This is a genomic window from Variovorax sp. WDL1 (assembly GCF_001541225.1).
In the GTDB taxonomy this organism is placed as follows: domain Bacteria; phylum Pseudomonadota; class Gammaproteobacteria; order Burkholderiales; family Burkholderiaceae_C; genus Variovorax.
Genome location: NZ_LMTS01000089.1, coordinates 2190 through 28388 on the forward strand (window position 1 = coordinate 2190; position 26199 = coordinate 28388).

Genomic DNA, 26199 nt, shown 5'->3' on the forward strand with positions numbered 1-26199 from the left:
ATCCGCTGGTGTGGCGGGAAGTTTGGGCGTCGGGATGGGCGGCCGGGCCGGGGCATTGGCGCGCGGCTGAAGGTTGAGGGCTTCGTAGTACGGCAGCGCCGACGTGCCGCCACGGTCCTCGACCACGATCAGCGGCTCGCCGGCATGCGAGGCCAGTGACAGACTCGTCAGCAGCACGAGCAGGCCCGTCAACGTGAGGTGGGCCAGATGGGGTTTCGTCATGGGGAGGTCTCCTGGCGCGCGGCGAACACCGCGGCGTTTGGGCGCGCACCCTGCACGCGCGCGAGGTGGCGCGACACGCTGCGCCGATAGCGGGCGGCGGGTTCGCCACCCGCAGGACGGTGGTAGCGGCCGATCGCCTGCAACCAGTCCTCGCCAGGGGTGTGCTGCTCCTTGAGGATCTCGGCGGCGATGGCGAGGTTGCGGTAGGGATCGAGCAAGTCGCACGCGCTGTCGTAGCGGTGCTGGTGGTAGCCAAGGTTGGTCTGGCCCAGGCCGGCGTCGATGCGCGTGTGCGGCGTGGCGCGCATCGCCTGCTGCAAACCCGCGCAGGCGTCGGCGCGGGTGGCGAAGCGGCGCGACTGGCCGGCGACGTTGAGGGACCACGGCCACGGGACGATGCGCCCGTTGCGCCGGATGCCACTCTCCTGCAGGGCCACGGCGTAGAGCACCGTCGAGGGAATGCCGGCGCGCTGTGCGGCGAGCTGGTAAGCCGGTGGCGGAACCTCCTGGGCGCCGGCCGTGCCGGCGTGCAGGACGGCTGCGAGCAACAGCGCAAGCAGCGCCCATGGACCCGGCATGGCTCGCGAGGTGGTCAGGGCTGGCGCTGCCATTGGCCGTTCACCTCGCGCACGACGGCTGGCAAATCGCCGGGCACCCCCAAGGTCAACCAGCGCCCACCGTCGTGGTTGAGCGTGATGCTGCCGCTGCGCACGCGCGCCGGGTCGATCTGCGCGCGCTTGGCCCAGTCGCGGATGCGCGCGTCGTCCTGGCGGCTGCCGACCATGTACAGGTCGAACTCGGCACCCGAGGATTGCAGGCGCTGCACGAGCTGGCCGCAGGCCACGCAGCCGTCCTTGACGAACACTGCCGTGCGGCCGGAGCCGCGCGTGGCTCCTGCGACCGGCTTGTCATCCGGCAGGTTCACCCGCTGCATGCCGGGGTTCAGGCGCTGCCAGGCCTCGTCGTAGGCCCTCTGGTAGGCGAGCAGCTTCTCCACCCGGCGCGCTTCGACCTGCACCTGCAGCTCTGCGTAGCGGTGCCGTTCCTCGTCGGTGCGCGCCTCGATGCCCAGGGCGGACAGCGGGTCCAGGTTGGGCGAATGGATGCCGAGCGGCCCGTCCATCAATTCGCGATAGCGCGTCCACTCCTGCGGTTGCAGGCCCCATTCGCTCGCCACCCGATCGTCCAGGGACCGGGCAACGGTCAGGCGCTCCTGGCTCTGCGCGTTGCGGGCGGGCGCCGTGGCCGGTTGCTGCGCCCAGGCGGACCACTGGGCAGACGCCAGCAGGAGCGCGGAAAGGATGATCGATGGCTTCATGCGGTGTGCTCCGGTCAGGGAATCGCCATGCGACGGGTCTGGTCGCCGGCCTGGAACACCGCGGCGTTGCCCTCGATCGCCTGCAGGCGCCACGGACCCACCGCATCACCGGGCAGCAGCACCTGAAGCTGGTCGGGCGAAAAATCCCTGGCGCTCGGCGCGACGGACACGCTGCGCTGGCCGGCGCGCAGTTCGACGCCGACGAGGCGGAACGGCAGCGGCGCCGGCTCGGGCTTGGCGGCGGCGGGCTTGCGCGGCGCGCGCGGCTGGGCCGGCGCAGCGGCACGCGCGGCGGTCTGGCGCGCCTTGATCTGCTCGACCTCCGTGCGCAGCGCCTGAAGGTCGTCGGCAGCGACGTAGCTGCTCAGCGCTTCCTCGATCTGGGCCGCGCGTGCTTCCAGGATCTGGCGGGCGTCTTTGAGGTCCGCCGCCGTTGCGGCGGCCGGACGCTGCTGGATGGCCTCGATGGTCTCGGCCAGGCCCGCTGCCTGCGCTTCGAGGCGTTGCAGGCGGGAATCGAGGCGACTCTGGTCGGCCTCGTCGTTCATGGCCTGGTAGCCGAGGGCCACGACGACACTGAGGCCGATCAGCCAGAGCCAGAGCAGGCTCTGCACCACGACGGCCGCGGTCGAGCGCTGCGCAGACGGTGCGGTATTCATGGCTGGCCTCCCGAAATGGAAGGCATCAGGGGAAACGCCTGCGCCGCCTCGGCGGCGGGCGGCTCGGGTGCGCGTTCGGCGGCCGCGCTGTCACCGGGTCGCTCGAAGCAAATCTGCCGCACGCGGTCGTCCGCATGCAGCTCCCAGGCTGGACCCGCCAGGGTAAGCAGCGCATCGCGCAGGGTCATGGGGCCCAGATGCAGGTGCGCCGCAGGCAACGGCAGCGCGTACAGCTCGATCAGGGCATGCGCGGTCTCGCAGAGCTGGTAGCCGCTGCGCTTGAGCACGTGCCGCAGCCCGTCGCCGACTGTGGCGCGAGCATCCTCGGGCATGGACACGTCGATGGTCTGCAGCAGCAGGTCGCGCTGCGCCGCCGTCGGCGTCAGTTCCACGAAGGTGTATCGGCCGTAGCGCGCGACGGGAATGAATTCGAGTGTTTCGGGTTCGGGTGCGGCCGAGACTTCCTCGATGGCGTCGGGTGCAAGCGGCTCCGTGCTCGTCGCGCAGCCGCTGGCCAGGACTGCGGCCAGGACGCCAATACCGACCAGACGCAGGGACACATGGATTGCGGGCATGGCATCGGCTCATCTGTTGCGATGCCGATACCTTGGCTGCGCGCTGCCGTGGGGTCAGCTAAGAATGCGAATTCGGGGTTGCCCACATTCCTCGCGAGATTCGAGAGCACCGGGGAACTCCCATGCCGATTGACGGATGTGCCCGTCTCGTGTGCATGGCCACGGCCCCACTACATATGTCCAGAGAGGCTCGGGCTTCAAACCCCCCTGAGTTACTTTGAGTTACATTCGATGCTCAGCCAACTCTTAGCAGCTGGGAGTCAGCCTGCGTTTGAAGGCGACAAGTTCAGTCTGGAGGCGAAATGAGGATCAAGTCTGTACGCATCAAGAACCTTCGTTCTTTCGTTGATCAGAAAGTGGAATTCAGTCGCTACAGCCGCTTGGTAGGGGCAAACGGCGCAGGCAAGTCCACTGTTCTGTGTGCGCTGAATATCTTCTTCCGCGAAACGCAGAACGCGGTCGTTGATCTAACCGCACTGCAAGCCGAAGATTTTCATGGGCGCAACGTCGCGGACCCGATTGAGATCGTGGTGGAGTTCACTGATCTGAGTGACGAGGCCAAAGCCGACTTCGCAGACTACTACCGGCATGGAGCTTTGGTCGTATCGGCAGTGGCGAAATACGACGAGAGAACTGGGAACGCTGTTGTCAAGCAATATGGCCAGCGCTTGGCGATGCCTGCGCTTGCTCCCTACTTCAAGGCCGCCTCTGATGGTCAATCTGCAGCGGAACTTAAGGCCATTTATATGGGACTTCGGGCGGATCATCCCGACCTGCCTGCAGCGCTAACGAAAGATGCAATGGCGGCCGCATTGCGCGAGTACGAGGCGGCTCGACCAGATCAATGCGTGTTGATCCCCAGTGAAGATCAGTTCTATGGAATCAGCAAAGGCGCGAACCGGCTGGCGAAATATGTCCAATGGGTCTACGTGCCAGCCGTCAAGGACGCCACGGAAGAACAGACTGAACTGAAGAATAGCGCGCTAGGAAGGCTGCTGACGCGAGCGGTCCGAGGCAAGGTGAACTTCTCGGATCGCATCAGGCAGATTACTAGTAGTGCCCAGGACGAGTACAAGAAGCTGCTACAGGAGAACCAAGGGGCGCTGGATGACATCTCCAATTCGCTTGCAGCCCGTTTGGCCGAATGGGCTCATCCGCAAGCAGCATTGCGCGTGGAGTGGCGCGAGGATCCGAAGAAGTCAGTACAGATCGAAGAGCCCTTGGCGTCCGTACTTGCGAAAGAGGGTGAGTTCGAAGGGCAGTTGTCCCGTTTTGGCCATGGCCTACAGCGTTCATTTCTCCTGGCCCTGCTGCAAGAACTCGCCGAGTCAGGTGATGCGGGCCCCACGCTCATTCTTGGGTGCGAGGAGCCTGAACTGTACCAGCACCCTCCTCAAGCCCGGCACCTCTCCAACGTCCTGCATCGACTGAGCGAACAAAACGCCCAAATCATTGTTACGACGCATAGTCCGCATTTTGTCTCAGGAGAGGCATTTGAAGATGTGCGCGTGGTCAGGCGTGCGATTGATGCTCCACACTCGGTGGTCTGCAGCTACGGCTATGAGCAGTTTTCAGAAGTGTTCGCTCATGCTAAGGGGCATGCGCCCATGAAGCCGGATGGGGTGCTGGCCAAGGTCCATCAAGTTTTACAGCCGACGTTGAACGAGATGTTCTTTGCTCAGCGACTGGTCCTGGTGGAGGGCCTTGAAGACATGGCATACATCCACGCTTGGCTGGTTATCACGGACCGCTGGGACGAGTTTCGCCGGCGCGGCGTTCATATTGTGCCTGCCAACGGAAAGCATGCGCTTCTCTATACATTGATCATCGCCAAGGGCTTGGGCATTCCTACTCTGCTGGTTTTCGATGCAGATGCTGATAAGAACAATGAAGGTGTGCACAGAAGCGACAACACCGCCTTGCTTCGTGTCTCGGGTGGTGATGACGATGTGCCATTTCCCCCCGAGACGGTGTGGGCTGAGTTCCATGTGATTTGGCCACATGATATGGGTGCCGCGGTCAAAGCAGAGGTCGGACAGGAAGCTTGGAGCAAGGCATCCGACTATGCGAGCGCTCAATGCGGGATGGCCGCTGATCTGAACAAGAACACGTTGCACATAGCTGCGCGGCTAGCGCATCTTTGGCAGGCCGGCATTCGCCCGCACGCGCTGGATGGCTTGTGCGAGAAGGTTGTGACATTCGCCTAGCTTCAGACGCAGCAGGAAGTAGAACTGATGACAGATCTTGAACAGTTCGCACGAGATCTTGAGCGTTTGATTGGGCGGCCAAGTTTGTTACGCCCATTCGTTTGCGACGGATCGCCGTTGACCTGCACGGCTTTCATCGTCGGATTCAATGCTGCCACTGACATGGAGGGTGACTTCTGGCGTCATTGGCAGAGCAACTTTGGGTTCGACAAGGCGGCATGGTTCGATGAGTATCGCCGTGTGCGGTCGGCTAAGCCACTGAAGCCGGGTCGCACGCGCCGACAACCGGTGAGCACGACCCGCAAGAGAACAGAATTGGTGCTGCGAGGCGCATCGCCGGTCCGCTGCTTGGAAACCAACCTTTATCCCACCCCGAGTGCGAGCGCGGTCGACCTAACCCATCACCATAGGGACACGGGCGTTCTAGAGTTTCTCTTGGAGCGGATCCGCCCGCAGGCAATTCTTGCCCATGGCAAAGAAGCAGTGGCGTACATGCGCACGCGAAAGCCGGATGCGCTCGTCCTTGAGTCTTCCCATTTTGCGAGCCGCGGCGACTTTAACGATGCCCGAGCAGTGCAGCTTGGACAGGCCTTGGCCAATGGCGTTCGTGAGAAAAGGCGCTAACCTCTTCGGTGTGCCTTAGTGCCCAAAGCGAAAAGAGTATGAGCAACAGCAATGATGATGTGTCGAGGTTAGAGCGGCGGCTGGAAGAGCAAAGACACGCCGGAGAGCCGGCTCGGCAACTCACTAGTTCTGGAGCCTGGAGCATCGGCATAGCTTCGGCGCTGTGCGCGAGCGCACTGACAGTTCTAGCTTGTCGAAACACTGTGGACTGGCTCCTTGTCAGCACGGTGCCGGGTCCATTCTGGGCTGCGCTGATTGTTGGCCCTCTCACATTGCTGGGCGTGACCCTCACCAACGCGAGCCACAATCGAAGGGCGAGGGAGCAGCTCGCGGCGGATGCGGAGAAGCAAGCTCTGCAATTGCTGCATGACGCGGATCGTCTAGCGATGCAGCTAGACCATCAAGCGCAAGAGGCTGAACTGGCGCGGCAAGCAGAGATGCGCCGCGAAATGTATCTGGAAGCCGCTGCGGAAATGTCGCGAGCAAACATCCATCTGGCGACACTCTTTCGTGTCGACCAAGCCAGCGTCAACCCTGTCGATGGTTTTCTACCTTTCGCGGCGCTTTCTGCAAAACTCTATGTTGCTGCGGATCACGAGACCGCCGCTGAAGTGCAGAAGCTCAATACTCTTTTCGGCAAGGCCGCGTTGGTCTCCTTAGCAAAGGCCAAATACGCCTACAACCTTCAGAAGGAAGGCGAGGCATTGGAGACGGCGCGAGGCCAATTCTTCGCTCAAGCTCAAGCCATCTTCGAACGTATCGAGGAAGTGGGCGTCAACGATGGCTCGGTGCAGGCTCGCGAATCCCTTGTCGCAGAGCACGGCCGGCTTGTAACAAAGGGAGCACAAGCATACGAAAGGGCGCAGCAGTTCTTTGAGCGAGCGGCGCGTGCACGAATGGAATATGACCTGATGCTGCGGCCAAAGCTTGACAGTATCGGATTTCAACATGTGCGCGTCCTAGCATGCCTTCGGCGCGAGCTTGGGCTGGAAGCAGACGAAGACCGTCTGACGAAGGCGTGGCGCGCCGGGCGGGATGAGCTTCGAGCTACTGTCGATATGTACTACAACGCTGTTGGGCTTGTCTCCGCGCAGGATGATGAGGCGGACGAGTAGTTTCACTTCAAGTGCCCACGGCAGCTTGCATGCAAGTGGCTTGACGCCATTCAAGGCCGCGAGCGCGGCTGAACCTTTGTTCTGAGGGTGATCGACCAGCGCAGTTCCTGGGGCGCCTCCACGCTGTGCTGCCAGCCCCAGCGCGCCTCGTCCTCCATGCGATAGATCGACCGCGGCGCGACCTCCAGCCGCACGACCTGGCGCTGCAGGCTGGGCTCGTAGGGATAGGGCCTGAACCGCAGCGTCGCGCTGCCGCCGAGCGACACGCCGACGATGCGCTCGAAGTCCGGCACGTCGCGATGCCAGCCGAGCGGGGTGCCGGGGGCGTATTCGGACACCAGGGCATGCACCAGCGCTTCCGGGGCCACGCCGAGCCAAGCTGCGACGCGCGACTGCAAGGGTTTCAGGCGTGCATCGAGCGCCGCTGCCGGAAGGAGCCGATTCGCGTCATAGTCGAAAGAGCCGCCGAAACTCACCACGCGCCGGCGCGCGAGGTATTCCTTGTACCGCGCGGCCTGCAGCGGCAGGCTGGCAATGATGTCCAGCAAGTCCCGCTCTTCGTCCGCCGACAGGAACCCGGGCTGGTAGACCAGGCCCGGGATCGAGGCCTCGACCGGCCCGGCATCGAACAGGCTGCCTTGCGTCGCGTTCATCGGAAATCCCGGCTTTCGGTGGCGAGGCGCCCCAGCCAGGGCGTGAGGTCCACCAGCCTGCTTGCAATGAGGTTGCACACCATGCCTTCGCGCTGCCATTTGCCCTTGACGGCCAGCAGGCGAGCGTTCAGGAGCACCTGGCGCTGCGCCTCGCGCACGTGCCGCCAGACGATGACCTGCACGGCGCCGTGCTCGTCTTCCAGGCTGACGAAGATGGTGCCGTTGGCCGTGTCCGGCTGCTGGCGCAGCGTCACGATGCCGCAGGTGCGCACCTCGCGCCCGTTGGGCGCGCGGCGCAGTTCCTGCGAAGACAGCAGGCGTTTGGCCGTGAGCTTCGGGCGCAGCAGCGACAGCGGGTGCCGGCGCAGCGTCAGGCCCGTGGCCGCGTAGTCCCAGACGATCTCCTCGCCCTCGGGCGCCTCGGGCAACTCCAGCGTGTCCTCGTCCACGGGCGCCCCGCGCAGCAGGCGCGGCGGCGCATGCAGGGCGGCGGCGTCCCAGACCTGCTGGCGGCGATGGCCCGACAGGCTGGTCAGCGCATCGGCGGCGGCCAGCAGCTTCATCTCGTGCTGCTCCAGGCCGGCGCGGCGCGCGAGTTCTTCGGCGCTGTCGAAGGGCGCGGCCTGCCGCTCGGCGGCAATCCGCTCGGCGCTGGCTGCCTTGAGTCCCGCGACCATGCGCAGGCCGAGGCGGACTGCCGGCGTATCCGGAAGATCCTCCAGCGTGCAGTCCACCGCGCTGTGGAGCACGTCCACCGGCCGTACCTCGACGCCATGGCGCCTGGCATCCTGGACAAGCTGGCTCGGGCTGTAGAAGCCCATCGGCTGCGAGTTCAGCAGCGCCACGAGGAAGGCGGCCGGCTCGTGGCGCTTGATCCAGGACGACGCATAGACCAACAGGGCGAAGGAGGCGGCATGGCTTTCCGGGAAGCCGTATTCCGAAAACCCCTTGATCTGCTCGAAGATGGACTCCGCGAACGCCTTCTCGTAGCCGCGCTGCGTCATGCCATCGACGATGCGGGCGTAGTAGCGCTCGATTCCGCCCTTGCGGCGCCAGGCGGCCATCGCGCGGCGCAGGCCGTCGGCCTCGCCCGGCGTGAAGCCTGCGGCCAGGATGCTGATCTGCATGACCTGTTCCTGAAACACCGGCACGCCCAGTGTGCGCCCCAGCGCTTCCTTGAGCGCTTCGCTGGGGTAGGTCACGGGCTCCTTGCCCTGCCGGCGATTGAGGTACGGATGGACCATGCCGCCCTGGATGGGACCGGGGCGCACGATGGCGACCTCCACCACGATGTCGTAGAAGCACCGCGGCCGCAGCCGGGGCAGCATCGACATCTGCGCCCGGCTCTCGACCTGGAAAACGCCCACGGTGTCGGCCTCGCCGAGCATGTCGTAGGTCTTGCTGTCCTCCGGTGGGATGTCCTGCATCTCGAAGACGTGGCCGCGGCGCAGGCTGATGCAGTCGAGCGCCTTGCGGATCGCCGTGAGCATGCCCAGGGCCAGCACATCGACCTTGAGCAGGCCCACCGCATCGAGATCGTCCTTGTCCCACTCGATCACCGTGCGGTCGGGCATGGAGGCGTTCTCCACCGGCACCATGCGCGAGAGCAGGCTGCGCGTGAGCACGAAGCCACCCGTGTGCTGCGACAGGTGGCGCGGGAAGCCGATCAATTGCCCGGTGAGCTGGAGCAGGTGCTGCACGGCCAGGTCATCGGGCGTCAGGCCCAGCTCGGCCAGCCGTTCGGCCGACACCTCGCGGCCGTCCCACCACTGGTGGTTCGACGCGATTGCATCGCAGGTCTCGGGCGCGAAGCCCAATGCCTTGCCCACGTCCCGGATCGCCGAGCGCGGGCGGTAGGTGACCACCGTGGCGGCCAGAGCCGCGCGGTCGCGGCCGTACTTCTCATAGAGGTACTGGATGACTTCCTCGCGGCGTTCGTGCTCGAAGTCGATGTCGATGTCCGGCGGTTCGTTGCGCTCCTTCGAGATGAAGCGCTCGAACAGGACGCTCATGCGGTCCGGATCGACCTCGGTGACGCCGAGGCAGTAGCAGACCACGCTGTTCGCGGCCGAGCCGCGCCCCTGGCAAAGGATGCGGCGCGAGCGCGCGAACACCACGATGTCGTAGACCGTGAGGAAGTAGTGCTCGTATCGCAGTTCGCAGATCAGCTCCAGCTCGTATTCGATCTGCTGCTGCACCTTGGCGGACAGCCCCTGCGGCCAGCGCCGGCCCGCGCCTTCATAGGTCGCGCGCCGCAGGTACGACGCCGGGGTCTCGCCATCAGGCACCACCTCATCGGGGTATTGGTAGCGCAGTTCGTCCAGGCTGAAGGCGCACCGTGCCGCGACGGCCAGGGTCTGGTCCAGCAGGTCCTGCGGGTAGGTCTGCGCGAGCCGCAGGCGGCTGCGCAGATGGTGTTCGGCGCTGCGTTGCAGCTCGCGCCCGCACTCGGTCAGCGGCTTGCCCAGGCGGGTCGCGGTCAGCATGTCCTGCAAGGGCTTGCGGCTGCGCACGTGCATGTGCACGTCGCCCAGAGCCGCCAGCGGCATGGCCGTCAGGGCCGACAGCGTGCGCATGCGGTGCAGCCAGCGCTCGTCGTCGATCCGGCGCAGCAGCTCGACGCCGATCCAGCAGCGGCCCAGGAAATGCCGCAGCGTCCAGCGCCCCAGCGCTTCAAGCTGCGCATCGCTGCTGGCGCGCTGCGGCGACACCAGCGCCACGCAGTCCGCAAGGTCGGCGCGCTCCAGGGCCTGCCGCGTCAGGTGGTAAGTGCCTTTCTCGGACGCGCGGCGCAGCGCGGTGATGAAGGTGCAGAGGTTGCCGTAGCCGTGGAGATTGCAGGCCAGCAGCACCAGTGTGAAAGGTGCGTCATCGCCGTGCTCGGCTTGCACCACGAACTGCGAGCCCACCAGCAGCGGCAGTCCGTGCTCCTTGGCCGCCACGTGCGCGCGCACGATGCCAGCGAGCGAGCATTCGTCCGTGAGCGCCAGGGCGCGGTAGCCAAGTTCCTTGGCGCGCTCGACCAGTTCCTCGGGGTGGCTGGCTCCCTTGAGGAAGGAGAAATTCGACAGCGCGCGCAGCTCGACATAGTCGGGCAGGGCGGCCGTGGTCTTGCTGTCCATGCCGCTCATGCGAAATGCCCGTGCAGGAACCACGCAGTCTCGTCGGCCGCGAGGCGCTGCTGGAAGATCCACAGCAGCCCGGCGTGCGCGCTCTGCGCGATCCAATAGTCGCGCTGCACGTGGTGCGTACCGGGGCCGTCCTGGGTCCGCGTGCGATGCCACCAGCCGCCCTCGATCCGGTCGGGACCGAGCAGCAGTTGCAGCGGCCCCTGGTAGATCGGCCGATCGTGCCGCACGGCGAGGCGCAGCGGCTCGTCCAGCACCCAAGTGGGCAAGGGCAGGTCGGCGCCGTTGGCACGCTTGCGCGGCCTGGCAGCATCCACGGACTGCCAGCACTGCATCCACTCCAGCCGGTGGTCGTCGGCCAGCAGCGGGCGTAGCACGCGCTCCTTGCCCAGCCGGGCCTGGATGCGCTCCAGCACGTGCTCCGTCGCTTCGCCGGTGCGAATGGTCTCGGGCAGCAGGGAGCGGCTTTCCTCGGTGAGCGGCGCGATCTCGGCCGCCAGCAGTTCGAGGTCGCCCGCGGGCGCGGCCAGCGTCACCTTGGCCAGGTGCTCGCCGAGCAGGCGTGACAGGTGGACGGTGTCGCGCGTGGCCGCGGCGGTGCGCACGGTGAGTTCGCCGCCTTCGCCGGCATCCCGGGAGCGCATGGCGTCATGCTGCCAGCGCAGGGTGAAGGCCGTGACGCCGGCGTGGCGTGCGGCGAGCCAGCCGCCCATCTGCAGCAGCAGGCGGTGGGCCGCGAACATCAGGGCCGGTGCGGTTTCCACGCGGGACATGAGTTCGAGCCGCACATGGAACGTCTCGGGCAACGTGGTCCATTCGTAGGCCTCGGGGCGCAGCCCATAGGCCTGATCGAGCGCGAGCAGCAGTTCTTTGTCGAAGCGGCGGCTCAGGCCGCCACGGGGCAGCTTGCGCACGTCGCCCAGGCTGCGGCAGCCGAGGCGCGCCAGCGTGGGTTCGTGGCGTGCGGCCGCCGTGATGGTGCTCAAGGGCAGGCGGTCCAGCAGCGTGGCGATGGGCTGCGCGAAGCCGTCGAGTACACCCGTTTCTTCGCCTGCGCGCGCCAGGGCCAGCGCAGCGGCGCCGCTCGGCGCCCAGGCGACGAATTCGACGCCCAGCGCCGCCGCCTCGGATTCCACGCGCTGGCGCAGCGCCTCCAGGCCGCCGAACAGCCGCGCACTCGCCATCACCTCCAGCAGCACGGCTTCCTCGCAGGTGGTCACCCGCGGCGAGAACTGCAGCGCCCAGACTGCCAGCGCCTGCAGCTCAATGGCCGGCAGGGTGCCGGTGCAGGCGGGCGGCCGCAGCGCGGCCCAGTACCCGAGCATCGGTGGCCTCCTCGGAGGTCGAAAGGATCGCGATCGGCTGCTCGGGCCGGCTCAGCCGGGGCGGCAGCACCGCGGCGATCGGCGCCGCGATCGAACGCAGCAGGAGCACACCGTCATGCGGCGGTCCCCGGCGCTTGAGGATGTGCACCTGCAGGTGCCAGTCCCGGCCGAGCGCGACCGACAGGCGCAGCGGGGCGGCCGAGGCCTCGCGCTGCATCGTCACAGGGCGGAACAGGAACACTGGCGCACTGCAGGACTGCGCATGCACCTGCAGGCGGCGGATCTGCTCGGGCCGTGCCTGCGGCAGCCAGGCCAGGACCGCGCCCTTGGGGTTGGACTTCACCAACTGTTCGGTGGCCCACAGGCGCTCGGCGGGCGTGGCGGCGCCGATCCAGACCAGGTGGTCGGCGTCGATGCCCCACTGCGCCAGGCCCGCGGCGTGCGGACGCTTGGGCGGCGCCACCATCAGGAGTTGCCCGCCGACAGCCACCAACGGCGCCAGACCCGGCGCGGTGAGGCGCCATTCGCACATCCCGGCCTGCGGCAGCAGGATTTCCGTCAGGGCATGCGTGGGCCAGCCCTGGCCGGGCAGCGCGGCATCCAGCGCCGCGAAGCCAGTCCCGACGGTCGGCATGTCCGCGCGGCCCAGTTCGTCGCCGCGCCACATGCCCTCCATCGCGCTGGACAAGAGGCCGGTGGACAAGGGCGCCTGGGACGAAGATAAATCCAGCGAAGGCGGGAAGCCTTCGGGCCAGGGAAGGGCGGACATCGTGGGAGCAAACCAATACTGGATAAAACATCAGTATATGGATGCCAACCACACCGCGCTGTCCGCCCAGCGGCTGTTTTCTGGCCCAATTTGTAATTCAATAGCATCAAAGCCACGTGGCGCGCGGGGCGGGGCGCGTCCCATGGGCCTGACAAATTTTTTGTAACAGCGCTGGCTTCAGGGTTCATGGGGCCATGCGCTTGACACCGTCGCCATCGGCGTTCGGCCTGCGGCTCTACTGTCCTACAGGACCGGACGGTGAGCCGGGGCTACTGTTGTGCCTCCACAAGGAGGCGCACATGAGCGACGACAAGACCAAGACCGGCCATGACCGCAAGCTGATCAACCTGAATGAGCCCTACGAGGTTCGCGACTGGACCCAGAGCCTCGGCGTTACCGAAGAGGAACTGCGCCGTGCGGTGGCCGCGGTCGGCAATTCGGCCGACAAGGTGCGCGAGCACCTGAAGTCCGGCAAGAAATAGCGGAGCCGGCCATGGCGGACGAGGGCATGGCCCCGACCTCCACCCGCACGATGTGGAAGGGGGCGATCTCATTCGGCCTCGTTCACATCCCGGTCGGTCTGTACTCCGCCACCGTGAGTTCGGGCATCGACTTCGACTGGCTCGACAAGCGCTCGATGGAGCCGGTGGGCTACAAGCGCGTCAACAAGGTCACCGGCAAGGAGATCGCGACCGCCGACATCGTCAAGGGCGTGGAATACGAGGACGGCCGGTACGTCATCCTGTCGCCCGAAGAGATCGCCGCCGCCTTCCCGAAGACCACCCAGACCATCGAGATCGAGGCCTTCCTCGACGCCGACGAGATTCCCTTCGTTTACCTGGAGCGCCCGTACTACACGGCACCCCTGAAGCGCGGCGAGAAGGTCTACGCGCTGCTGCGCGAGGCGCTGCGCAAGAGCAACAAGGTCGGCGTCGCGAAGGTGGTGATCCAGACCAAGCAGCACTTGGCCGTTCTGATCCCGTGCGGCCGCGCCCTGATCCTGAACCTGCTGCGCTGGGGCGGCGAGATCCGTTCCTTCGAACAGCTCAACCTTCCGCCTCTGGACGCCAAGGCCGCCGGCATCAAGGAGGCCGAGATGACGATGGCGATGCAGCTGATCGAGGACATGACGCAGAAGTGGGATGCGGACAACTTCCGCAACTCCTTCGCCGACGAGATCAACAAGCTGATCGAGACCAAGGCCGAGGCCGGCGACATCGCTGACGTGGTCAAGGTCGAGCGCGAAGCCGGTGCACCGGCAGGCGCCGAGGTGCTGGACCTGACTTCGCTGCTCAAGCGCAGTTTGGCCGGTGGCGGCAAGAAGCCGCCGGCGTCTTCCTCCGGCGGCACGTCGGCATCGGTGACGTCCTTGCCATCGGCCAAGCGCGCACCGGCCAAGACCGCCGCGGCCAAGAAGGCTCCGGCGCGCAAGGCGCCGGCTGCCAAGAAAACGCCAGCGGCGAAGAAGACCGGCCGCCGGGCGGCCTGACGGATCGGCAAGGCGAGTCCAGGCATGGCCGATGCGCTCGCCCTCTACAAGAAGAAGCGCAACTTCGCCGTCACCCCCGAGCCGGCCGAAGGCGGGACGCCGGGCACCGACGCCCTGCAGTTCGTGATCCAGAAGCACTGGGCCAGCCGACTGCACTACGACCTGCGCCTGGAGCTGGACGGCACGATGAAGAGCTGGGCCGTGCCCAAGGGCCCGAGCTTTGACCCTGCCGACAAGCGCATGGCCGTGCAGGTCGAGGACCACCCCATCTCGTACAACACCTTCGAGGGCCAAATCCCGCCCGGCCAGTACGGCTCCGGCAAGGTCATCGTCTGGGACCGGGGCTACTGGGTGCCCATCGGCAACCCGGCCGAAGGCTACCGCAAGGGCAAGCTCAAGTTCGAGCTTCATGGCCACAAGCTGCGGGGCCACTGGACGCTGGTGCGCATGCACGGGCGCGGCGACGAGAAGCAGCCGCCCTGGCTCCTGATCAAGGAGCACGACGAGTTCGTGCGGCCCGCCTCGGAGTTCAGCGTGGTCGACGAGATGCCGGACAGCGTGACCACGCTGCCGCCGGTGGCTGTCCCGAAGGGGTCGCAGGTGGCTAGGGCATCCCTGGCGAGCACGGCGCGCGACCTGGGCAAGGCGGCCAAGGCGCCGTTGCCCGGCACGCTCGCGCCGCAGCTGGCCACTCTTGTCGATGGGCCGCCAGCGGACGTGTCGGACTGGCTGTGGGAGTTGAAATTCGACGGCTACCGGCTGGTGGCGCGCATTGACCGCGGCGCCGTACGGCTGGTCACGCGCAACGGCAACGACTGGACGGCCAAGATGCCCCATCTCGCCAAGGCGGTGAAGCAGTTGCCGCTGACATCGGGGTGGCTGGACGGGGAAGTGCTCATGCTCGACGCGCAGGGCATCCCGGACTTCCAGGCGCTGCAGAACGCCTTCGACGGCAGTTTCACGAAGGACCTCGTGTACTACGTGTTCGACATGCCGTATGCGGACGGTCGCGACCTGCGGCACCTGCCGGTCGTGGAGCGACGGGAATTGCTGCGCGCGGTCGCGGAGCAGTCGCCCACGGACCGCGTGCGCTTCAGCGAGGCCTTCGAGGCCAAGCCCGGCGACCTGGTGGCGTCCGCCTGCAAGCTCGGGTTCGAGGGCGTGATCGGCAAGCGCAAGTCCGCACCCTATGCGTCGAGGCGCAATGCGGACTGGATCAAGCTCAAGTGCAGCCATCGGCAGGAGTTCGTGATCGGTGGTTTCACCGACCCCCAGGGCTCGCGCACCGGCATCGGTTCGCTGCTGCTGGGGGTGCATGCGGAGGATGGATCGCTGCAGTACGCGGGCAACGTCGGCACCGGCTTCAATGAGCGCACCTTGACAGAACTGCGCGAGAAGCTGGGCGCATTGGTGACCGACAAGAGCCCGTTCGCGAATCCGCGCTCGATCGCCAAGAAGGCCCACTGGGTGCAGCCGAAGCTGCTGGCGGAGGTGGCCTTCGCGGAATGGACCAAAGAGAACCGCATCCGCCATTCCGTGTTCCATGGCCTTCGGGGCGACAAGCCGGCCAAGGCCATCATCCGGGAGAAGCCGAAGCACCTGGCCGCAGCCGACGGGCCGGCGGCCGAAGGGCAGGGCGCTGCACTGCCGTCCTCGCTGCGCGTCTCCAACGCCCAGCGCGTCATCGATGCTTCCACAGGGATCACCAAGATCGAGCTGGTGCGCTACTACGCCAAGGTGGCACCGCTGATGATGGAGTATCTGAAGGGCCGTCCGGTCGCGCTCGTTCGGGCACCCGAGGGCGTCAAGGGCGAGCTGTTCTTCCAGAAGCACCTCGACAAGGGGCAGATGGACGGCGTCGAGCAGTTGGACCCGGCGCTGTACATGGGCCATCCCGCCATGCTGGAGGTGGCGCGCCGTGAAGGCCTGCTGTCGGCCGCGCAGATGAACGTCGTTGAGTTCCACACGTGGAACGCCAAGAAGGATCGCATCGACCGGCCCGACCGCATGACCTTCGATCTGGATCCCGGCGAGGGCGTGTCCTGGGAGCAGGTACAGGAGGCGGCGCAGCTGGTGCAGGTGCTGCTCAAAGAGCTGAGCCTGCCTACCTTCTTGAAGACCAGCGGCGGCAAGGGGCTGCACGTCGTGGTGCCGATCAAGCGGCTGCACGACTGGGATACGGTCAAGGGTTTCTCGCAGGCCGTGGTCCAGCACCTGGCCCGCACGATTCCGCAGCGCTTCGTGGCCAAGAGCGGACCCAAGAACCGCGTGGGCAAGGTTTTCGTGGACTACCTGCGCAACGGCTGGGGTGCCACGACGGTCAGCGCTTGGTCGGCACGCTCACGGCCCGGCATGGGCATCTCGGTGCCGGTGGCATGGGCGGAACTGGGCAAGCTCACGAGCGGGGCGCACTGGAACATCCGGACGGTAGATGATCGGCTGCGCCAGGGCAATGCGCCTTGGGACGGCTATGACAAGGCTGCGGTGTCGATCTCGGCGGCGATGAGGCGCCTCGGATATGCCGGCAACTCCTGATGAACACGCACGCCTCGGAATTGCTGCAACGTTACCAGGGCAACGTAAGTTTCTTCACGCATTCAGCGGCTAGCGCTGAATGAGTTGGGCCTGGGTTACTCCAGCGACCGGCATCCGCACAGCCCACGGGTACTTCTTCGGATCAGCCTGTTCGAATTGATTCAACTCGAGACGGGGAAGATTGCGCTTGTCGTACACGGTGCCGAGTCGGAGCGATATGCTCGCTGGCGCAGCTAGGAACAGAGCGATGTCGGTCACGCCTTGGCGCGCGATTGACATCACGATGTCAAGGAACTGCTGCGCAAGCTGTTGCTGCTTTTGCTCAGACCAGTGGGATGCCGTGCTACGGCTGTCCAAAACCAACCTGATGATGGGCGCAGTCGGCTCGACGAGGCGAACGTCCGCTTCAAGTACGTCGTAGGATGCGGACACGCAGAGCGCGACACGCGTCGTCCCCGGCGTGAGGGCGTCGAGGCCGGCGACAGCGAACCGCTTGCCGTCATCCTCTTCGTCAAGCGGGCGCCAAATGCGCCGCTGGCGGTCCCAGTCCATGATGAGTGTTTGGGACTCATCGTCGACGATTACACCAAGAAGAAAAAGCAACGGCACAGGTGCAAGCCCGCCAACCACAAACGAGAGGTCTGCGCGATCAAGTCCGTCGCAACGCCTCGCGATGTCCTCGGGCAGGCTGGAAAGCCGACGGATTGCAGTCTCAGGACTGACGATTTGGCCGTCAACCAAGCCCTGCCGGACATCAATCATGACCTGCTCCCGGCGTCCCCGTACCGAGGTAGGTACTGCTCTTTCCAAGGCTTCCCCCTGCCAATCTCGCAGCCCGCGTGCCTCAATCACAATGACTTTCTCCCTGTCCTCTCGGCGGATGTCGCGGATGATGAGGGCCACGCCAAGCAAGATGATGAGCGTGACAACACCGAATACACCCCAGCTCAGTTCGGCCGAGCTGCCTGAAGAGTCCCAACTGAAAACGAATGGCCCGTTGGCGGTCGGGATGGACACACCGACCGTAAGCCCGAAGAGAACGATACCGAGCAGCGGCACGCCAATCCTTACAAGCGTGAGCCCAACGGATCGACGTCTGAAGACCCAATCTATCAGCGAACGAAAGAAGTATTTAAGCAAGTTCGAATCTCCAGAATCTCGACGGCTGAAGGGCTGGAATCACGGCGGAACAGCGTGCACGAAGCGGTAATCTTTCGCCACCAGTGCAGTCTGACAATCAGGAGAATCGCAAAGTCGATGCCGCGCTCGCCCCGCACGAGTTCGGCCATAGACGATATATCCTGGATGCTCGGCACTACCGGAAATCCGGGATGCGAGTGCCATTCGCCAAGATAGTTGAAGCGGCTGTACTCGTTCCCAGTGCGCTCAAAGAAGGCGTCGAGCGCCTCCCTATGCGCTTCCGGGCTGCGAACGAAATGGGCGCGACCTCCGGTCGCTTTGTCGATCGAGAGATCAACGATGCGGAAGTGGCCCGGCTTGACCTGCTCGGCCATGATGACGCCACCAATCTCACGTCGGCCAGCACACCTGAGGCCGCGGCGCAGTTTATTTAGAACGTCGTCAGCGATCTCAACCTGCATCAGTCTTTCCTGGGAACAGGTCAGCGAGCAACTGTTTAAGCGCGTCGCCGGCGCCGGCCTCAGGCTCGGCACCCCATGCATCGCTTTCACCGAGATCGACTGGATGCACATCGAAAGGCGCGGTAAACAGCCACCGTTCGGACAGACCGATCACATAGGCTGAATAGGGGAAGATCGTTGCCTCCGGACGGGCAATAAGATCTATGGCAAAGCGCGATAGATGCGCTGCGATCACGGATACATCCGCATCGTCAGCGATAAGCGGCGTCCCAACGCCGGTCGTTTCCGCATAAGGCTGGGAGGAACCATCGTCGGGCCACTGCACTCCGTGGTGGGCATACCAGCCTTCGATGCGCTGTCGCGCAGTCAGAGGGGTGGGATCGATCTCCGGCCGCAGACGGACAACGATGCCGCCGGCGCCTCCGCCGAAGACTTGCGCCCAGCACATCGGCTTCTTTGAGCGGCGCGCGATCGCCGCGCATAGGTTGAATGTCGTTGCGTCGGCGGTCGCGTCGATGATCAGGTCACACTCGCTGATATCGTGCATCGCTGCGGACAGCGTCCCCCCGCTTTCCTGCCCGCCCATCACGGTTGTTCGCTTTACTACGGCGCAATTGGCGCTGACTTCCTTCAGCCGCACGGCAAGCGCTGGGGCCTTGTGAATGCCGACAGCACGCCAGTCGAGTTCGTTGCGAACGAGATTGCCTGGTGCAAGCACGTCACCGTCCACCAGCACAAAGCTGCCGACGCCTGACCTAGCGAGATGGACGGCAACCTTTGATCCGACTGAGCCACAGCCAACAACTGCCACCTTGCTCTTTCTAAGGCGTACGTATCGGGGATCGAGGCGCTCGGCGTCGAGTTCGGTGAGCACTGGGTCGTAGTTCAGCAGCGTCCGAGATTCGCCTTGGCCTAGTACGATCGGCACCTGCAAGTTGAGGCCGTCAAAGATGATCACCACCACGGAGTCAGCCTCGGAGGACAATGCCGAAGCGATCTGCCCGAATCCGCTTGCATCTAGCAATGAAATCAGTTCGCCTAGGGTCTCACATCTCTTTGATGCACCTCCAGGGAGACGAACGACCAGGGTTCGAAGCGTGCGGGCGCCGTGCCCACGCTTGCGTTCTTCCGTCCAAATAGGCGCGTCCGCAGCACCAATGTACGAAAGCTGCGCAGCGAAGAAGCCCCCATAGTCGTGCTCCTGAATTTCTGCTTCGGCGGTTTGGCCAATCTCAACCCTAGACAGGCCGGCCCAGACCCTCTGTGAATAGAGGAATCGCAGAATGGCACGCCGTGATCGCTGGGCCGGAAGCGTCCGGTGTTCGGAAGGGGCCGCTATGCCCGTTTGCTGCTCCGACGAAAGCAGCCGATAGGCGCTCTCCATCATCATCGCGCCTGTTACGTCGGGGGTCCAGTTGTCGGGACGATGCTCAAGGCACAGTTCCCCGGCGTCGCCGTACTGATGACCCGATAAGCGAACACCATCTCGCGGAAGAATGGACGGCGTCGCGTCGGGGAAAAACTCTGGATAAACCAGTGTGAGCGGGATGGTCTGTCCACCGACCTCGATGTCAAAGTCGGCGGCGATCTGAAAGTTCGCCGCAAAACGCCACACAATGTTCACAAGCCATGGAGCGCGCTCTGCGAGGTTGGCGACCGCCTGGCGCTCCGCTAGCGCACGATTGGGCTGCTCTGCCCACCAAATCATGCGAAGCCCTTCGGCGATGTCGGCTCACGCCGAGTGTTCGGAAACGCGAGTGCGCTTGACGCTGCCGTGCCGGCTGCGGCCGCAGCGACAGCCGGATTGAGCATGCTGGTGGGTGGTGGCCCAAGTCGAGCGGCCGCCCGGTCTGCGGCGGCTCCAATACGAGGTTGAACGCTCTCAATGAGCCGTCGGCGCTCGACGTGGCCCGCAAGCTCGCCAAAGTCATAACGGGCCTGGGCAAGCCATTGGAAGAACGCTTCCTGCCGCTCGGGATGAAAGGGCCACTTGTCGGCGAAGTTCTCAAGCGGGTCCGACGGATTGCGGATGATGTGCTGACGGCCATCCCACTCGATGAACTGGTCCATGCGCGCCAAGATCGAGTACAGCGCATCTGCGATCTTCTCCTCGCCGCTGTAGGCATGGGCGGCGAGGGTGGTGATGATGATCGAAATCGGACGCTCGTCGTACCGGCCTAAAAACATGCCATCGCGGTGCCGCTTCAGAATCATGATGGCCGACTGGAGCGGGGTGCGAACTCGATACACGGGGATGTCTTCGACGCTGGCCCTGATGGACTCGGCGAGCTGGCGTCGGCGCTGCTCGAAGAGGGCTCCCATCCGCAGTTTGAACCACTCCGCGTATCCCTTTGGGTTTGAGCGTGGCCAATCGTCCGACATGTATTCGTAGACAGGCGAGTGAATGTCGGTGATCACAATTGCCGATTCGGACCACCTCAGGTCTAGGCCACGCGCTTCGAGCAGCAAGCGCTGCCGCGCCGCATTGGGCACGGAGGGAACGATGTCCATATGAAATTGCGCTCCGTCGGCGTAAGAGAGCACCCAGCAACGACGCCCCTCTCGCACCGGCTTCACCATATTCTGAGACTGGCGGTACGCCTTGATCTCTTCGCCAACGAGCGTCTTCAGTTGCTGCTGGGTTAGATCGCTGGTGCTGAGATATTCGAGGACGCAGACAGAGTCCACGTCGTATTCTTCATCGTCGCTCAGTGGGCGGATTGCGGTTCCCAAACGGAAAGAACCCTGCACGTAGACCTGCGGGTTATAGCGAAGGACGGTGGACTCTGGACGGTGCAGCCACTCCCCGAGTGAGGCGTAGCTGCGACTGGCCTGTTCATAGCGTGTTTCGCTGATTGCGAGTTCGTCTGCCAGTGCGGCAAGATATTCTTCAGCGGCTTTCGTTGGCATGATTGTTTGCCCTTCCTCGGTTGCTTGTTCTGGAATCAAACTTGTGATGCGCTGCCAAAGGCCAGACCATTGAGTAGCGCAACGGTGAGATCGACCAATCGGTCGAGGCTCGCCTCCTTCAGCAAATCGCGCCTGGAAGTTGTAAGTAAATTTTACAACTTAGTGGACGATGCCGGTAGCTGGATTGGGGGGCTAAAAAGTGCGCCAAAACACGGGCCGCCAGAGAGTCGATCGGCAGGGCTACGGAGAAGGCCGCGGCGTCGCTATCGGTGGCAATGAAACGGCCGGCTACTTCCATCGGACGTTGCAGAGGGACAGTGGGAGGCTTTCGTGGTCAATGCTGGTATTTCATACAGTATCATCGCAGAATGATGGCCGTTCAATCGATGCAAGAGCTTTTCAAGAAATGGGAGAGCACGAAGCGCGTCTTGATCTGGTGCCGCAATGCGTCGGTCGGACGTACGCTCGCCACGATGAACAAGGCGATCGGGTGGTCTCCCGCGAGGACTACGCTGCCGAACTCGTGAAAATTCGAGCGGCGCGTCCGAACATCCGGGTCTTGGTCTACGAATACGCCTTCAGCGGAGACCGCGCTTGGTTCCGCTTCGCTTTCAAGTGGACGGACAAAGAAAGCGGCCAGCCTTGTAGTCGTGCGGGTATTCAGCTCTATCGCATTGAGGACGGAAAGCTTGCAGAGACCTGGGTAAGTCTCATGCCGCCGGGGTCGACATGGCCTGACACGCACCAGGAGAGCTGGACGACGAGAAAGGTCAAGGCCGGTTGAGCCAGACGAGTGCACACCTCGTGGATGCAGCGCCCAAGAGATAAGACCTAGAGCGGGGCCTGCAAATTGAATACCACTGGATCAATCCCGAGCCCGTATTGGCCTGGGATGTCGGTGTTCATGGAAGTCGTCATGGGATGGAAAAAATGCGCCGTCACGCCCTCGGGAACGAGAACATGACGGCGACATGGAAATGAGCGAGAGGGCGGGCGGCGCGAGGCCGGCGCTGGCGTGGGGGATCAGGCGGCGACCAACTGTCGTGCCAGCGCGACCTCGACGGAATCACCGTCCTGGTTGAGCACATCCAGGCCAGATTCGGGCACGTCGCCCGAGGTGGACTGCGAGACCATGATCTTCTTGGCCATCAGCTCCAGGCAGGTCATCTGAGAGGAGCCGGCGTAGCCGAGGTAGATCACGCGCACGGGGTGTTTTTGCCCGATGCGCCAAGAGCGGCGTGCCGCCTGCTGGAGCGAATACACGTTGTAGCCCGACTGCATGAACACGATCGTCGGGAACTCCAACAGGTCCAGCCCCGTCTTGACCAACTCGGGGTTGGTGATGAGCACGTCGATGCCACGATCCAGTTGCTCGGCAATCCAGTCCTCGCGGCGACTGGCGTCCACGCTCGCGCGCAGCACCGCCACCTTGAAGCCTTCCTGCTCCAGCAGCACCTTCAGACGCGACGTGGTGTCGCGCGTGCCGGTATAGACCGTGTAGGCCAGGACCTTGCGGCCCTGCGCCTTCTCCTCTTTGCAGATGTCGATCAGCTCGCGCTCTTTCGGCGTCACCTCGAACTCGTTGAACTGAGCCGGGACGAACGCCAAGGTGTTGCGCGTGCGCGGATGCACCACGGTTTCCGACCGGAAGCAGCAATCCGGCCAGGCCAGCAGCACGTTGAGGACCACGCCCAGCAAGGTCGTATCGCGTCGCGCCAGAGCCTGTTTCAGCTCCGCGGTCAGCCGACCCGCCAGATCGCGGTAGGCCGCGGCTTGCGCCGTGTCCATCGCGACTTCACGGAACTCCTCGTCATACGGCGGAAGCACATTGCCGCCGATGTCCTTGAGCTTGAGGAAGATCGTGAACGGCAGGATGCAGCGCAACACGCCCTTGGGGCCGAAGCCCGGGGCCTTGACCGTTCTGACACTGACTTTCGTGCCCTTCGCGGTCTTGTGCGCCGTGCCGGTGCTCTCGGAGTAGATGTCCTTGAGGACCCCGTGGTCCCTCATGAACGCCATGGCGGCTGACGTCATGCTGCCGCTCGTGGTCGGGCGGTAGCCGTCTTCGATCATCCGCCCCGGTAGGGCTCGGAACAGCAGGTAGAACAGGTCATCCCCGTAGCCGCCCATCAGCGTGCCGGTCAGCAGCAACGTCTTGCGAGCCTTCGCCGCCAGCACGCCCATGGCCTGGCCCTGGGCACTGCCACCGTTCTTGTACTCATGCGCTTCATCAGCGATGAGCAGGTCGAACGTGCCTTGCGGTAGGTAGCGTTTGATGAATTCCGAGGGTTGATAGCCGCCCTCGCCAAAGCCGAACTCCATGTTGGCCATCGCACGTTCCATGCGCGTGGCCTGACGGTCGGAAAACACCAGCTCGCCGTTGCCGTCCATCAAGTTGATGAACTCATGGATGTTGTCGCCCAGCATCGAGGCCAGAAAGCCGTCACCGAACTTCTGCATCAGCTTCTGCGCGGTGACTTCCCCGATGGTCGGGATGCGCTTCAAGGCTTTGAGCACGGCAGAGGACTGGTCGCTGCCGGACAGGCTACGCGGGCGGATCAGCGTCCACAGGGGCGCGGCGCAGTGGCCGCACTTCCTGCGGGACTCCTCGGCTTCGAGCGCGACCGGATTGACCGGCTCGCCGTCGAGGTCGGTGATGACCGTGCCGCAGTCCGGGCAGGCCGCCACGTCGCCGTGGCGGGTGCGCCGCGTGGTGAAGACCGGCTTCCAGTGGAAGCCCATCCGCATCCGCACGCGGCCCAGGACGAAGAACTCCTGGCCCGTGGGCTGCACACCCAACTGCTCGCGCAGCTTGATGAGCTTGACCAGCGTGTCCGGCCCATTGAGCACCCAGACCTTGGCGCCGGCCACCGTCTCCTGGATCTCGCGCCGCCACTTGTAAACCAGGTGCGGTGGCGACAGGACCAGGGTGCGGCGGTAGCCTTCGGCGTTGAGCACGGCGGCCGTGGCAATGCCGACGGTCGTCTTACCGCAGCCCATTTCGCCATTGACGATCGCGGCGCGTTCGCCACGGTCGATCAGCAGCTCGGCGGCGGCATGGACGACTTCGGCCTGGGCCTGGAACAGCTTGCGCTTGAGGCTGGCGACGATGAGTTGGCGATGCGCCTGCGGCTGGCCGGCATAGACCGGCGGGTTGGCGCTGTTGAGGGCGTCGAGCAGTTCGTCGCCGAACTCGCCGACGAAATCCTGAAGGCTCAGGGTCAGAGGGGAAGATTCCGCGTCGAGCAGTTCGCCCTGGACGGGTGCAGCTTCAGCGGCGGTGGTTTCGAGATCGAGGGACATGGTGATGCTCCAAAGAAAATGGGGCATGCACCACCCCCAGCGGGGCAATGGCATGCCCCGCAGTGGGAAGGAAATCGGCGCGTGGCCGGCGGTGGTTGAAGGTGCCGGCCTGGGCGGCCCGCAGGTGAACCGTGCTCAGTCTTCGGACGGCAGCACGATGACGGTGGCGTTGCGCTGCGCATCGGTGACGATGCGAATGGCGAGCCCCGGATGGATCACGTAGTGCGATTCCAGCGATGCACCCGATTGAAGTGCATCGCTGTTGGCGTGCCATTGCTGGACATCGACGTCACCCCAGTCGCCACGGGTGTGACGCCTGAAGTACGGAATCGGGTCCAGGTGACCCGCGCAGACAAGGCGGTCAATGTCTCGGCTGAAGACGAGCGCCCCGATGGGAGACGCCAGCCGCTGGCAGTAGGTTTCGATGCGATGCGATGCCATGGGCTCCTCCTTGATGCGTCATTGAGCCACGACACCCCTGCCGGAGTGAAGTGGCTCCGTCAGGTGGATGAAGATGACGACGTGGGACCTCAGATCATGTCCCGCTCTTCGGGAAGCTGGACCACCGTGGTCTGGTGGTCCTCGCTGGTCTGGACGATCAGCACCAGGTCCGGCGTGATCCTGAACTGCGAGATCATCAGGTTGTCCTGTTGGATCGCCACGTCGTTGGCTTGGCGCGTGGCCTCATCGATCTCGCCCCAGTCTCCGCGCACATGGCGCTGGACATAAGCCAAGGGGTCGATCAGGCCTCTTCGGGCCAGCCAATGCACCTTCTCGCTCAACTTCAACGTACTCGGTGCGAACAACGGTTGCTTATGCGGCGCCGGCCGCTTGAACAGATTCGAGAGCATGGTGTTTTCTCCTTCGATGAAGTAAGGCAGGACGCGAAGCGTCCGATGGATCAGCGGATGGTCAACACCTCGCCCCGTTTCGGTGAGCCAGGCGTCATGTCCCATGCGCGGATGACGGGAACAAACTTGTCGGTGAGGACGCGGGTCTCGGCGATCGAGCCGTCTTCGCGTTCGGTGAATTCCCGCTGGAGCGTCTTGTCCTTGTGGGTGTCACCTTTGAGGACGAGCACGCGCCCCGCCTGGGAGCGCACGACGCCGGAGATCGCGCCCGCGGCAAGCGCCAGGGCGAGATGCCAGTGGGACAAGGCCCGCGCCGGTGGACGCAGCGACTGCTGCGCGGCCCCCAGGTGCGTGTCCATAGACGGCCAGAGGCCTTGCAGCCGGCCAACCTCGTCGGCGAACTGCTCGGGCTCCATCGTCACGCGGAAGAAATGCTCCGGCTCGGCCGGACTGGCGGGGACGATGTACGGCAGGAACGGCCATTCGCTCGGCAGCTCCTCGGCTTCGACTTTGCCTTGCCCCACCTGCAGCAGCAGATTGCGCACGGCCTTGACGCCATCGGGCACCTGCTCGCGCTGGCGCACCCGGCGTCCGAAGATCACCACCTGCTTGAACTGCGTCTCCACCGCTCGGTAGATCCGCAGGTCCGTGTAGTGGCGCGTCAGCCAGCCGACCAACTCCGCGTCGAGCACGTAGCCGGGGACGATGAAGACCAGCACGCCGCCGTACTGCAGCAGCGAGAGCGTGCGCTGGTAGAACAGCTTTTCCAGACGGGCACGGCCCTGGCCCTGATAGCCGATGTTGCCGTTGACGTCCTTGGACAGGTCGCCATACGGCGGGTTGAGCCAGAGCAGCCCGAAGGACTGCTTGGAGACCATCGTGTCCATCAGGTCCGCGTGCAGGCAGTGGTCGACC

At 64.5% G+C, this 26199-nt stretch carries 24 protein-coding genes; 7 read left to right on the top strand and 17 right to left on the bottom strand.

Features of this window, described 5'->3' with window-relative positions; translation table 11 throughout:
- The 5 genes from APY03_RS43680 to pilL2 all read right to left on the bottom strand — a co-directional run.
- Positions 1 to 222, bottom strand: a 222-nt coding sequence (locus APY03_RS43680; RefSeq protein ID WP_232324245.1) for an integrating conjugative element protein, incomplete at its 3' end; no start/stop codon positions are given.
- The gene (locus APY03_RS12955; protein WP_068677421.1) at positions 219 to 833 is read right to left on the bottom strand and encodes a transglycosylase SLT domain-containing protein; all 615 of its coding nucleotides are present in this window, start codon (positions 831 to 833) and stop codon (positions 219 to 221) included. The genes APY03_RS43680 and APY03_RS12955, both read right to left, overlap by 4 nt.
- Positions 815 to 1540 (bottom strand): TIGR03759 family integrating conjugative element protein, encoded by a 726-nt coding sequence (locus APY03_RS12960; protein ID WP_068677423.1) that lies wholly within the window; start codon positions 1538 to 1540, stop codon positions 815 to 817. Before APY03_RS12960 ends, APY03_RS12955 begins: the two co-directional genes overlap by 19 nt.
- A gap of 14 nt (positions 1541 to 1554) precedes the next feature.
- Complete coding sequence (locus APY03_RS12965; protein WP_068677425.1) at positions 1555 to 2199, bottom strand: hypothetical protein; 645 nt, start codon at positions 2197 to 2199, stop codon at positions 1555 to 1557.
- A complete protein-coding gene (pilL2, locus tag APY03_RS12970; RefSeq protein ID WP_068677427.1) occupies positions 2196 to 2774 on the bottom strand; it encodes a PFGI-1 class ICE element type IV pilus protein PilL2 in 579 nt (192 codons plus the stop codon). Before pilL2 ends, APY03_RS12965 begins: the two co-directional genes overlap by 4 nt.
- Before the next feature lie 302 nt (positions 2775 to 3076).
- Here pilL2 and APY03_RS12975 point away from each other — a divergent pair, with 302 nt between their 5' ends.
- The 3 genes from APY03_RS12975 to APY03_RS12985 are packed head-to-tail and all read left to right on the top strand — an operon-like array spanning position 3077 to position 6720.
- A complete protein-coding gene (locus APY03_RS12975) occupies positions 3077 to 4981 on the top strand; it encodes an ATP-dependent nuclease (protein ID WP_068677429.1) in 1905 nt (634 codons plus the stop codon).
- A gap of 27 nt (positions 4982 to 5008) precedes the next feature.
- Positions 5009 to 5605, top strand: coding sequence for a hypothetical protein (locus APY03_RS12980; RefSeq protein WP_068677431.1), 597 nt, complete (start codon positions 5009 to 5011; stop codon positions 5603 to 5605).
- A gap of 38 nt (positions 5606 to 5643) precedes the next feature.
- Positions 5644 to 6720 carry a hypothetical protein gene (locus APY03_RS12985; RefSeq protein ID WP_102845849.1) on the top strand — a complete coding sequence of 359 codons (1077 nt, stop codon included), beginning with the start codon at positions 5644 to 5646 and terminating at the stop codon, positions 6718 to 6720.
- Between the two features lie 50 nt (positions 6721 to 6770).
- Here the strand turns inward: APY03_RS12985 and APY03_RS12990 are convergent, their stop codons facing one another.
- The 4 genes from APY03_RS12990 to imuA are packed head-to-tail and all read right to left on the bottom strand — an operon-like array spanning position 6771 to position 12595.
- Positions 6771 to 7373 (bottom strand): alpha-ketoglutarate-dependent dioxygenase AlkB, encoded by a 603-nt coding sequence (locus APY03_RS12990; protein WP_068677435.1) that lies wholly within the window; start codon positions 7371 to 7373, stop codon positions 6771 to 6773.
- The gene (locus APY03_RS12995) at positions 7370 to 10495 is read right to left on the bottom strand and encodes an error-prone DNA polymerase (protein ID WP_219725314.1); all 3126 of its coding nucleotides are present in this window, start codon (positions 10493 to 10495) and stop codon (positions 7370 to 7372) included. The genes APY03_RS12990 and APY03_RS12995 overlap by 4 nt, the downstream gene beginning before the upstream one ends.
- A 5-nt stretch (positions 10496 to 10500) precedes the next feature.
- The gene (locus tag APY03_RS13000; RefSeq protein ID WP_068677439.1) at positions 10501 to 11826 is read right to left on the bottom strand and encodes a Y-family DNA polymerase; all 1326 of its coding nucleotides are present in this window, start codon (positions 11824 to 11826) and stop codon (positions 10501 to 10503) included.
- On the bottom strand, positions 11765 to 12595 hold the full coding sequence (imuA, locus tag APY03_RS45325; protein WP_068677441.1) for a translesion DNA synthesis-associated protein ImuA: 831 nt from the start codon (positions 12593 to 12595) through the stop codon (positions 11765 to 11767). Before imuA ends, APY03_RS13000 begins: the two co-directional genes overlap by 62 nt.
- A gap of 299 nt (positions 12596 to 12894) precedes the next feature.
- On the opposite strand from imuA, the gene APY03_RS13010 reads away from it, so the two are divergent.
- Genes APY03_RS13010 through ligD form a run of 3 tightly spaced genes read left to right on the top strand, consistent with a single transcriptional unit; the run spans position 12895 to position 16619 of the window.
- Positions 12895 to 13077 carry a DUF3606 domain-containing protein gene (locus APY03_RS13010; RefSeq protein ID WP_068677443.1) on the top strand — a complete coding sequence of 61 codons (183 nt, stop codon included), beginning with the start codon at positions 12895 to 12897 and terminating at the stop codon, positions 13075 to 13077.
- An 11-nt stretch (positions 13078 to 13088) separates the two neighbouring features.
- On the top strand, positions 13089 to 14084 hold the full coding sequence (gene ku / locus APY03_RS13015; protein WP_068677445.1) for a non-homologous end joining protein Ku: 996 nt from the start codon (positions 13089 to 13091) through the stop codon (positions 14082 to 14084).
- Between the two features lie 24 nt (positions 14085 to 14108).
- The gene (gene ligD, locus APY03_RS13020) at positions 14109 to 16619 is read left to right on the top strand and encodes a DNA ligase D (protein ID WP_068677448.1); all 2511 of its coding nucleotides are present in this window, start codon (positions 14109 to 14111) and stop codon (positions 16617 to 16619) included.
- Positions 16620 to 16688: 69 nt separating this feature from the next.
- Here ligD and APY03_RS13025 read toward each other — a convergent pair whose 3' ends face one another.
- From APY03_RS13025 to APY03_RS13040, 4 genes are read right to left on the bottom strand one after another with little or no spacing between them, the layout of a single operon-like run.
- Complete coding sequence (locus tag APY03_RS13025; RefSeq protein WP_068677450.1) at positions 16689 to 17759, bottom strand: SAVED domain-containing protein; 1071 nt, start codon at positions 17757 to 17759, stop codon at positions 16689 to 16691.
- Positions 17732 to 18220, bottom strand: a complete 489-nt coding sequence (locus tag APY03_RS13030) for a Mov34/MPN/PAD-1 family protein (RefSeq protein ID WP_068677452.1) — start codon at positions 18218 to 18220, stop codon at positions 17732 to 17734. Before APY03_RS13030 ends, APY03_RS13025 begins: the two co-directional genes overlap by 28 nt.
- A complete protein-coding gene (locus tag APY03_RS13035; protein WP_068677454.1) occupies positions 18210 to 19928 on the bottom strand; it encodes a ThiF family adenylyltransferase in 1719 nt (572 codons plus the stop codon). The genes APY03_RS13030 and APY03_RS13035 overlap by 11 nt, the downstream gene beginning before the upstream one ends.
- Positions 19925 to 21130 (bottom strand): nucleotidyltransferase domain-containing protein, encoded by a 1206-nt coding sequence (locus tag APY03_RS13040; protein ID WP_068677456.1) that lies wholly within the window; start codon positions 21128 to 21130, stop codon positions 19925 to 19927. Before APY03_RS13040 ends, APY03_RS13035 begins: the two co-directional genes overlap by 4 nt.
- Positions 21131 to 21467: 337 nt before the next feature.
- Between APY03_RS13040 and APY03_RS13045 the strand changes: the two genes are divergently transcribed.
- Entirely contained in the window at positions 21468 to 21914 is a 447-nt protein-coding gene (locus APY03_RS13045; protein ID WP_197913169.1) for an ester cyclase, read from the top strand.
- Positions 21915 to 22153: 239 nt separating this feature from the next.
- Here APY03_RS13045 and APY03_RS13050 read toward each other — a convergent pair whose 3' ends face one another.
- The 4 genes from APY03_RS13050 to APY03_RS13065 form a co-directional block, all read right to left on the bottom strand.
- Entirely contained in the window at positions 22154 to 24433 is a 2280-nt protein-coding gene (locus APY03_RS13050) for a helicase-related protein (RefSeq protein ID WP_068677458.1), read from the bottom strand.
- Positions 24434 to 24568: 135 nt separating this feature from the next.
- A complete protein-coding gene (locus tag APY03_RS13055) occupies positions 24569 to 24874 on the bottom strand; it encodes a hypothetical protein (protein ID WP_068677460.1) in 306 nt (101 codons plus the stop codon).
- Positions 24875 to 24963: 89 nt separating this feature from the next.
- Positions 24964 to 25284, bottom strand: a complete 321-nt coding sequence (locus APY03_RS13060) for a methyltransferase (protein ID WP_068677462.1) — start codon at positions 25282 to 25284, stop codon at positions 24964 to 24966.
- A 50-nt stretch (positions 25285 to 25334) separates the two neighbouring features.
- The coding region (locus tag APY03_RS13065; RefSeq protein WP_068677464.1) for a DUF6094 domain-containing protein at positions 25335 to 26199 on the bottom strand (865 nt) is incomplete at its 5' end.

Coding starts and splice junctions, on each gene's coding strand:
- APY03_RS12995 (WP_219725314.1), bottom strand. CDS start 10,495: ATGGACAGCAAGACCACGGCCGCCCTGCCCGACTATGTCGAGCTGCGC.
- APY03_RS12955 (WP_068677421.1), bottom strand. CDS start 833: ATGGCAGCGCCAGCCCTGACCACCTCGCGAGCCATGCCGGGTCCATGG.
- APY03_RS13030 (WP_068677452.1), bottom strand. CDS start 18,220: ATGCAGGTTGAGATCGCTGACGACGTTCTAAATAAACTGCGCCGCGGC.
- APY03_RS13045 (WP_197913169.1), top strand. CDS start 21,468: ATGCTGGTATTTCATACAGTATCATCGCAGAATGATGGCCGTTCAATC.
- APY03_RS13055 (WP_068677460.1), bottom strand. CDS start 24,874: ATGGCATCGCATCGCATCGAAACCTACTGCCAGCGGCTGGCGTCTCCC.
- ligD (WP_068677448.1), top strand. CDS start 14,109: ATGGCCGATGCGCTCGCCCTCTACAAGAAGAAGCGCAACTTCGCCGTC.
- APY03_RS13000 (WP_068677439.1), bottom strand. CDS start 11,826: ATGCTCGGGTACTGGGCCGCGCTGCGGCCGCCCGCCTGCACCGGCACC.
- APY03_RS12975 (WP_068677429.1), top strand. CDS start 3,077: ATGAGGATCAAGTCTGTACGCATCAAGAACCTTCGTTCTTTCGTTGAT.
- APY03_RS13060 (WP_068677462.1), bottom strand. CDS start 25,284: ATGCTCTCGAATCTGTTCAAGCGGCCGGCGCCGCATAAGCAACCGTTG.
- pilL2 (WP_068677427.1), bottom strand. CDS start 2,774: ATGCCCGCAATCCATGTGTCCCTGCGTCTGGTCGGTATTGGCGTCCTG.
- APY03_RS13035 (WP_068677454.1), bottom strand. CDS start 19,928: ATGATTTGGTGGGCAGAGCAGCCCAATCGTGCGCTAGCGGAGCGCCAG.
- imuA (WP_068677441.1), bottom strand. CDS start 12,595: ATGTCCGCCCTTCCCTGGCCCGAAGGCTTCCCGCCTTCGCTGGATTTA.
- ku (WP_068677445.1), top strand. CDS start 13,089: ATGGCGGACGAGGGCATGGCCCCGACCTCCACCCGCACGATGTGGAAG.
- APY03_RS13050 (WP_068677458.1), bottom strand. CDS start 24,433: ATGTCCCTCGATCTCGAAACCACCGCCGCTGAAGCTGCACCCGTCCAG.
- APY03_RS12960 (WP_068677423.1), bottom strand. CDS start 1,540: ATGAAGCCATCGATCATCCTTTCCGCGCTCCTGCTGGCGTCTGCCCAG.
- APY03_RS13040 (WP_068677456.1), bottom strand. CDS start 21,130: ATGCCAACGAAAGCCGCTGAAGAATATCTTGCCGCACTGGCAGACGAA.
- APY03_RS12965 (WP_068677425.1), bottom strand. CDS start 2,199: ATGAATACCGCACCGTCTGCGCAGCGCTCGACCGCGGCCGTCGTGGTG.
- APY03_RS12990 (WP_068677435.1), bottom strand. CDS start 7,373: ATGAACGCGACGCAAGGCAGCCTGTTCGATGCCGGGCCGGTCGAGGCC.
- APY03_RS13010 (WP_068677443.1), top strand. CDS start 12,895: ATGAGCGACGACAAGACCAAGACCGGCCATGACCGCAAGCTGATCAAC.
- APY03_RS12980 (WP_068677431.1), top strand. CDS start 5,009: ATGACAGATCTTGAACAGTTCGCACGAGATCTTGAGCGTTTGATTGGG.
- APY03_RS12985 (WP_102845849.1), top strand. CDS start 5,644: ATGAGCAACAGCAATGATGATGTGTCGAGGTTAGAGCGGCGGCTGGAA.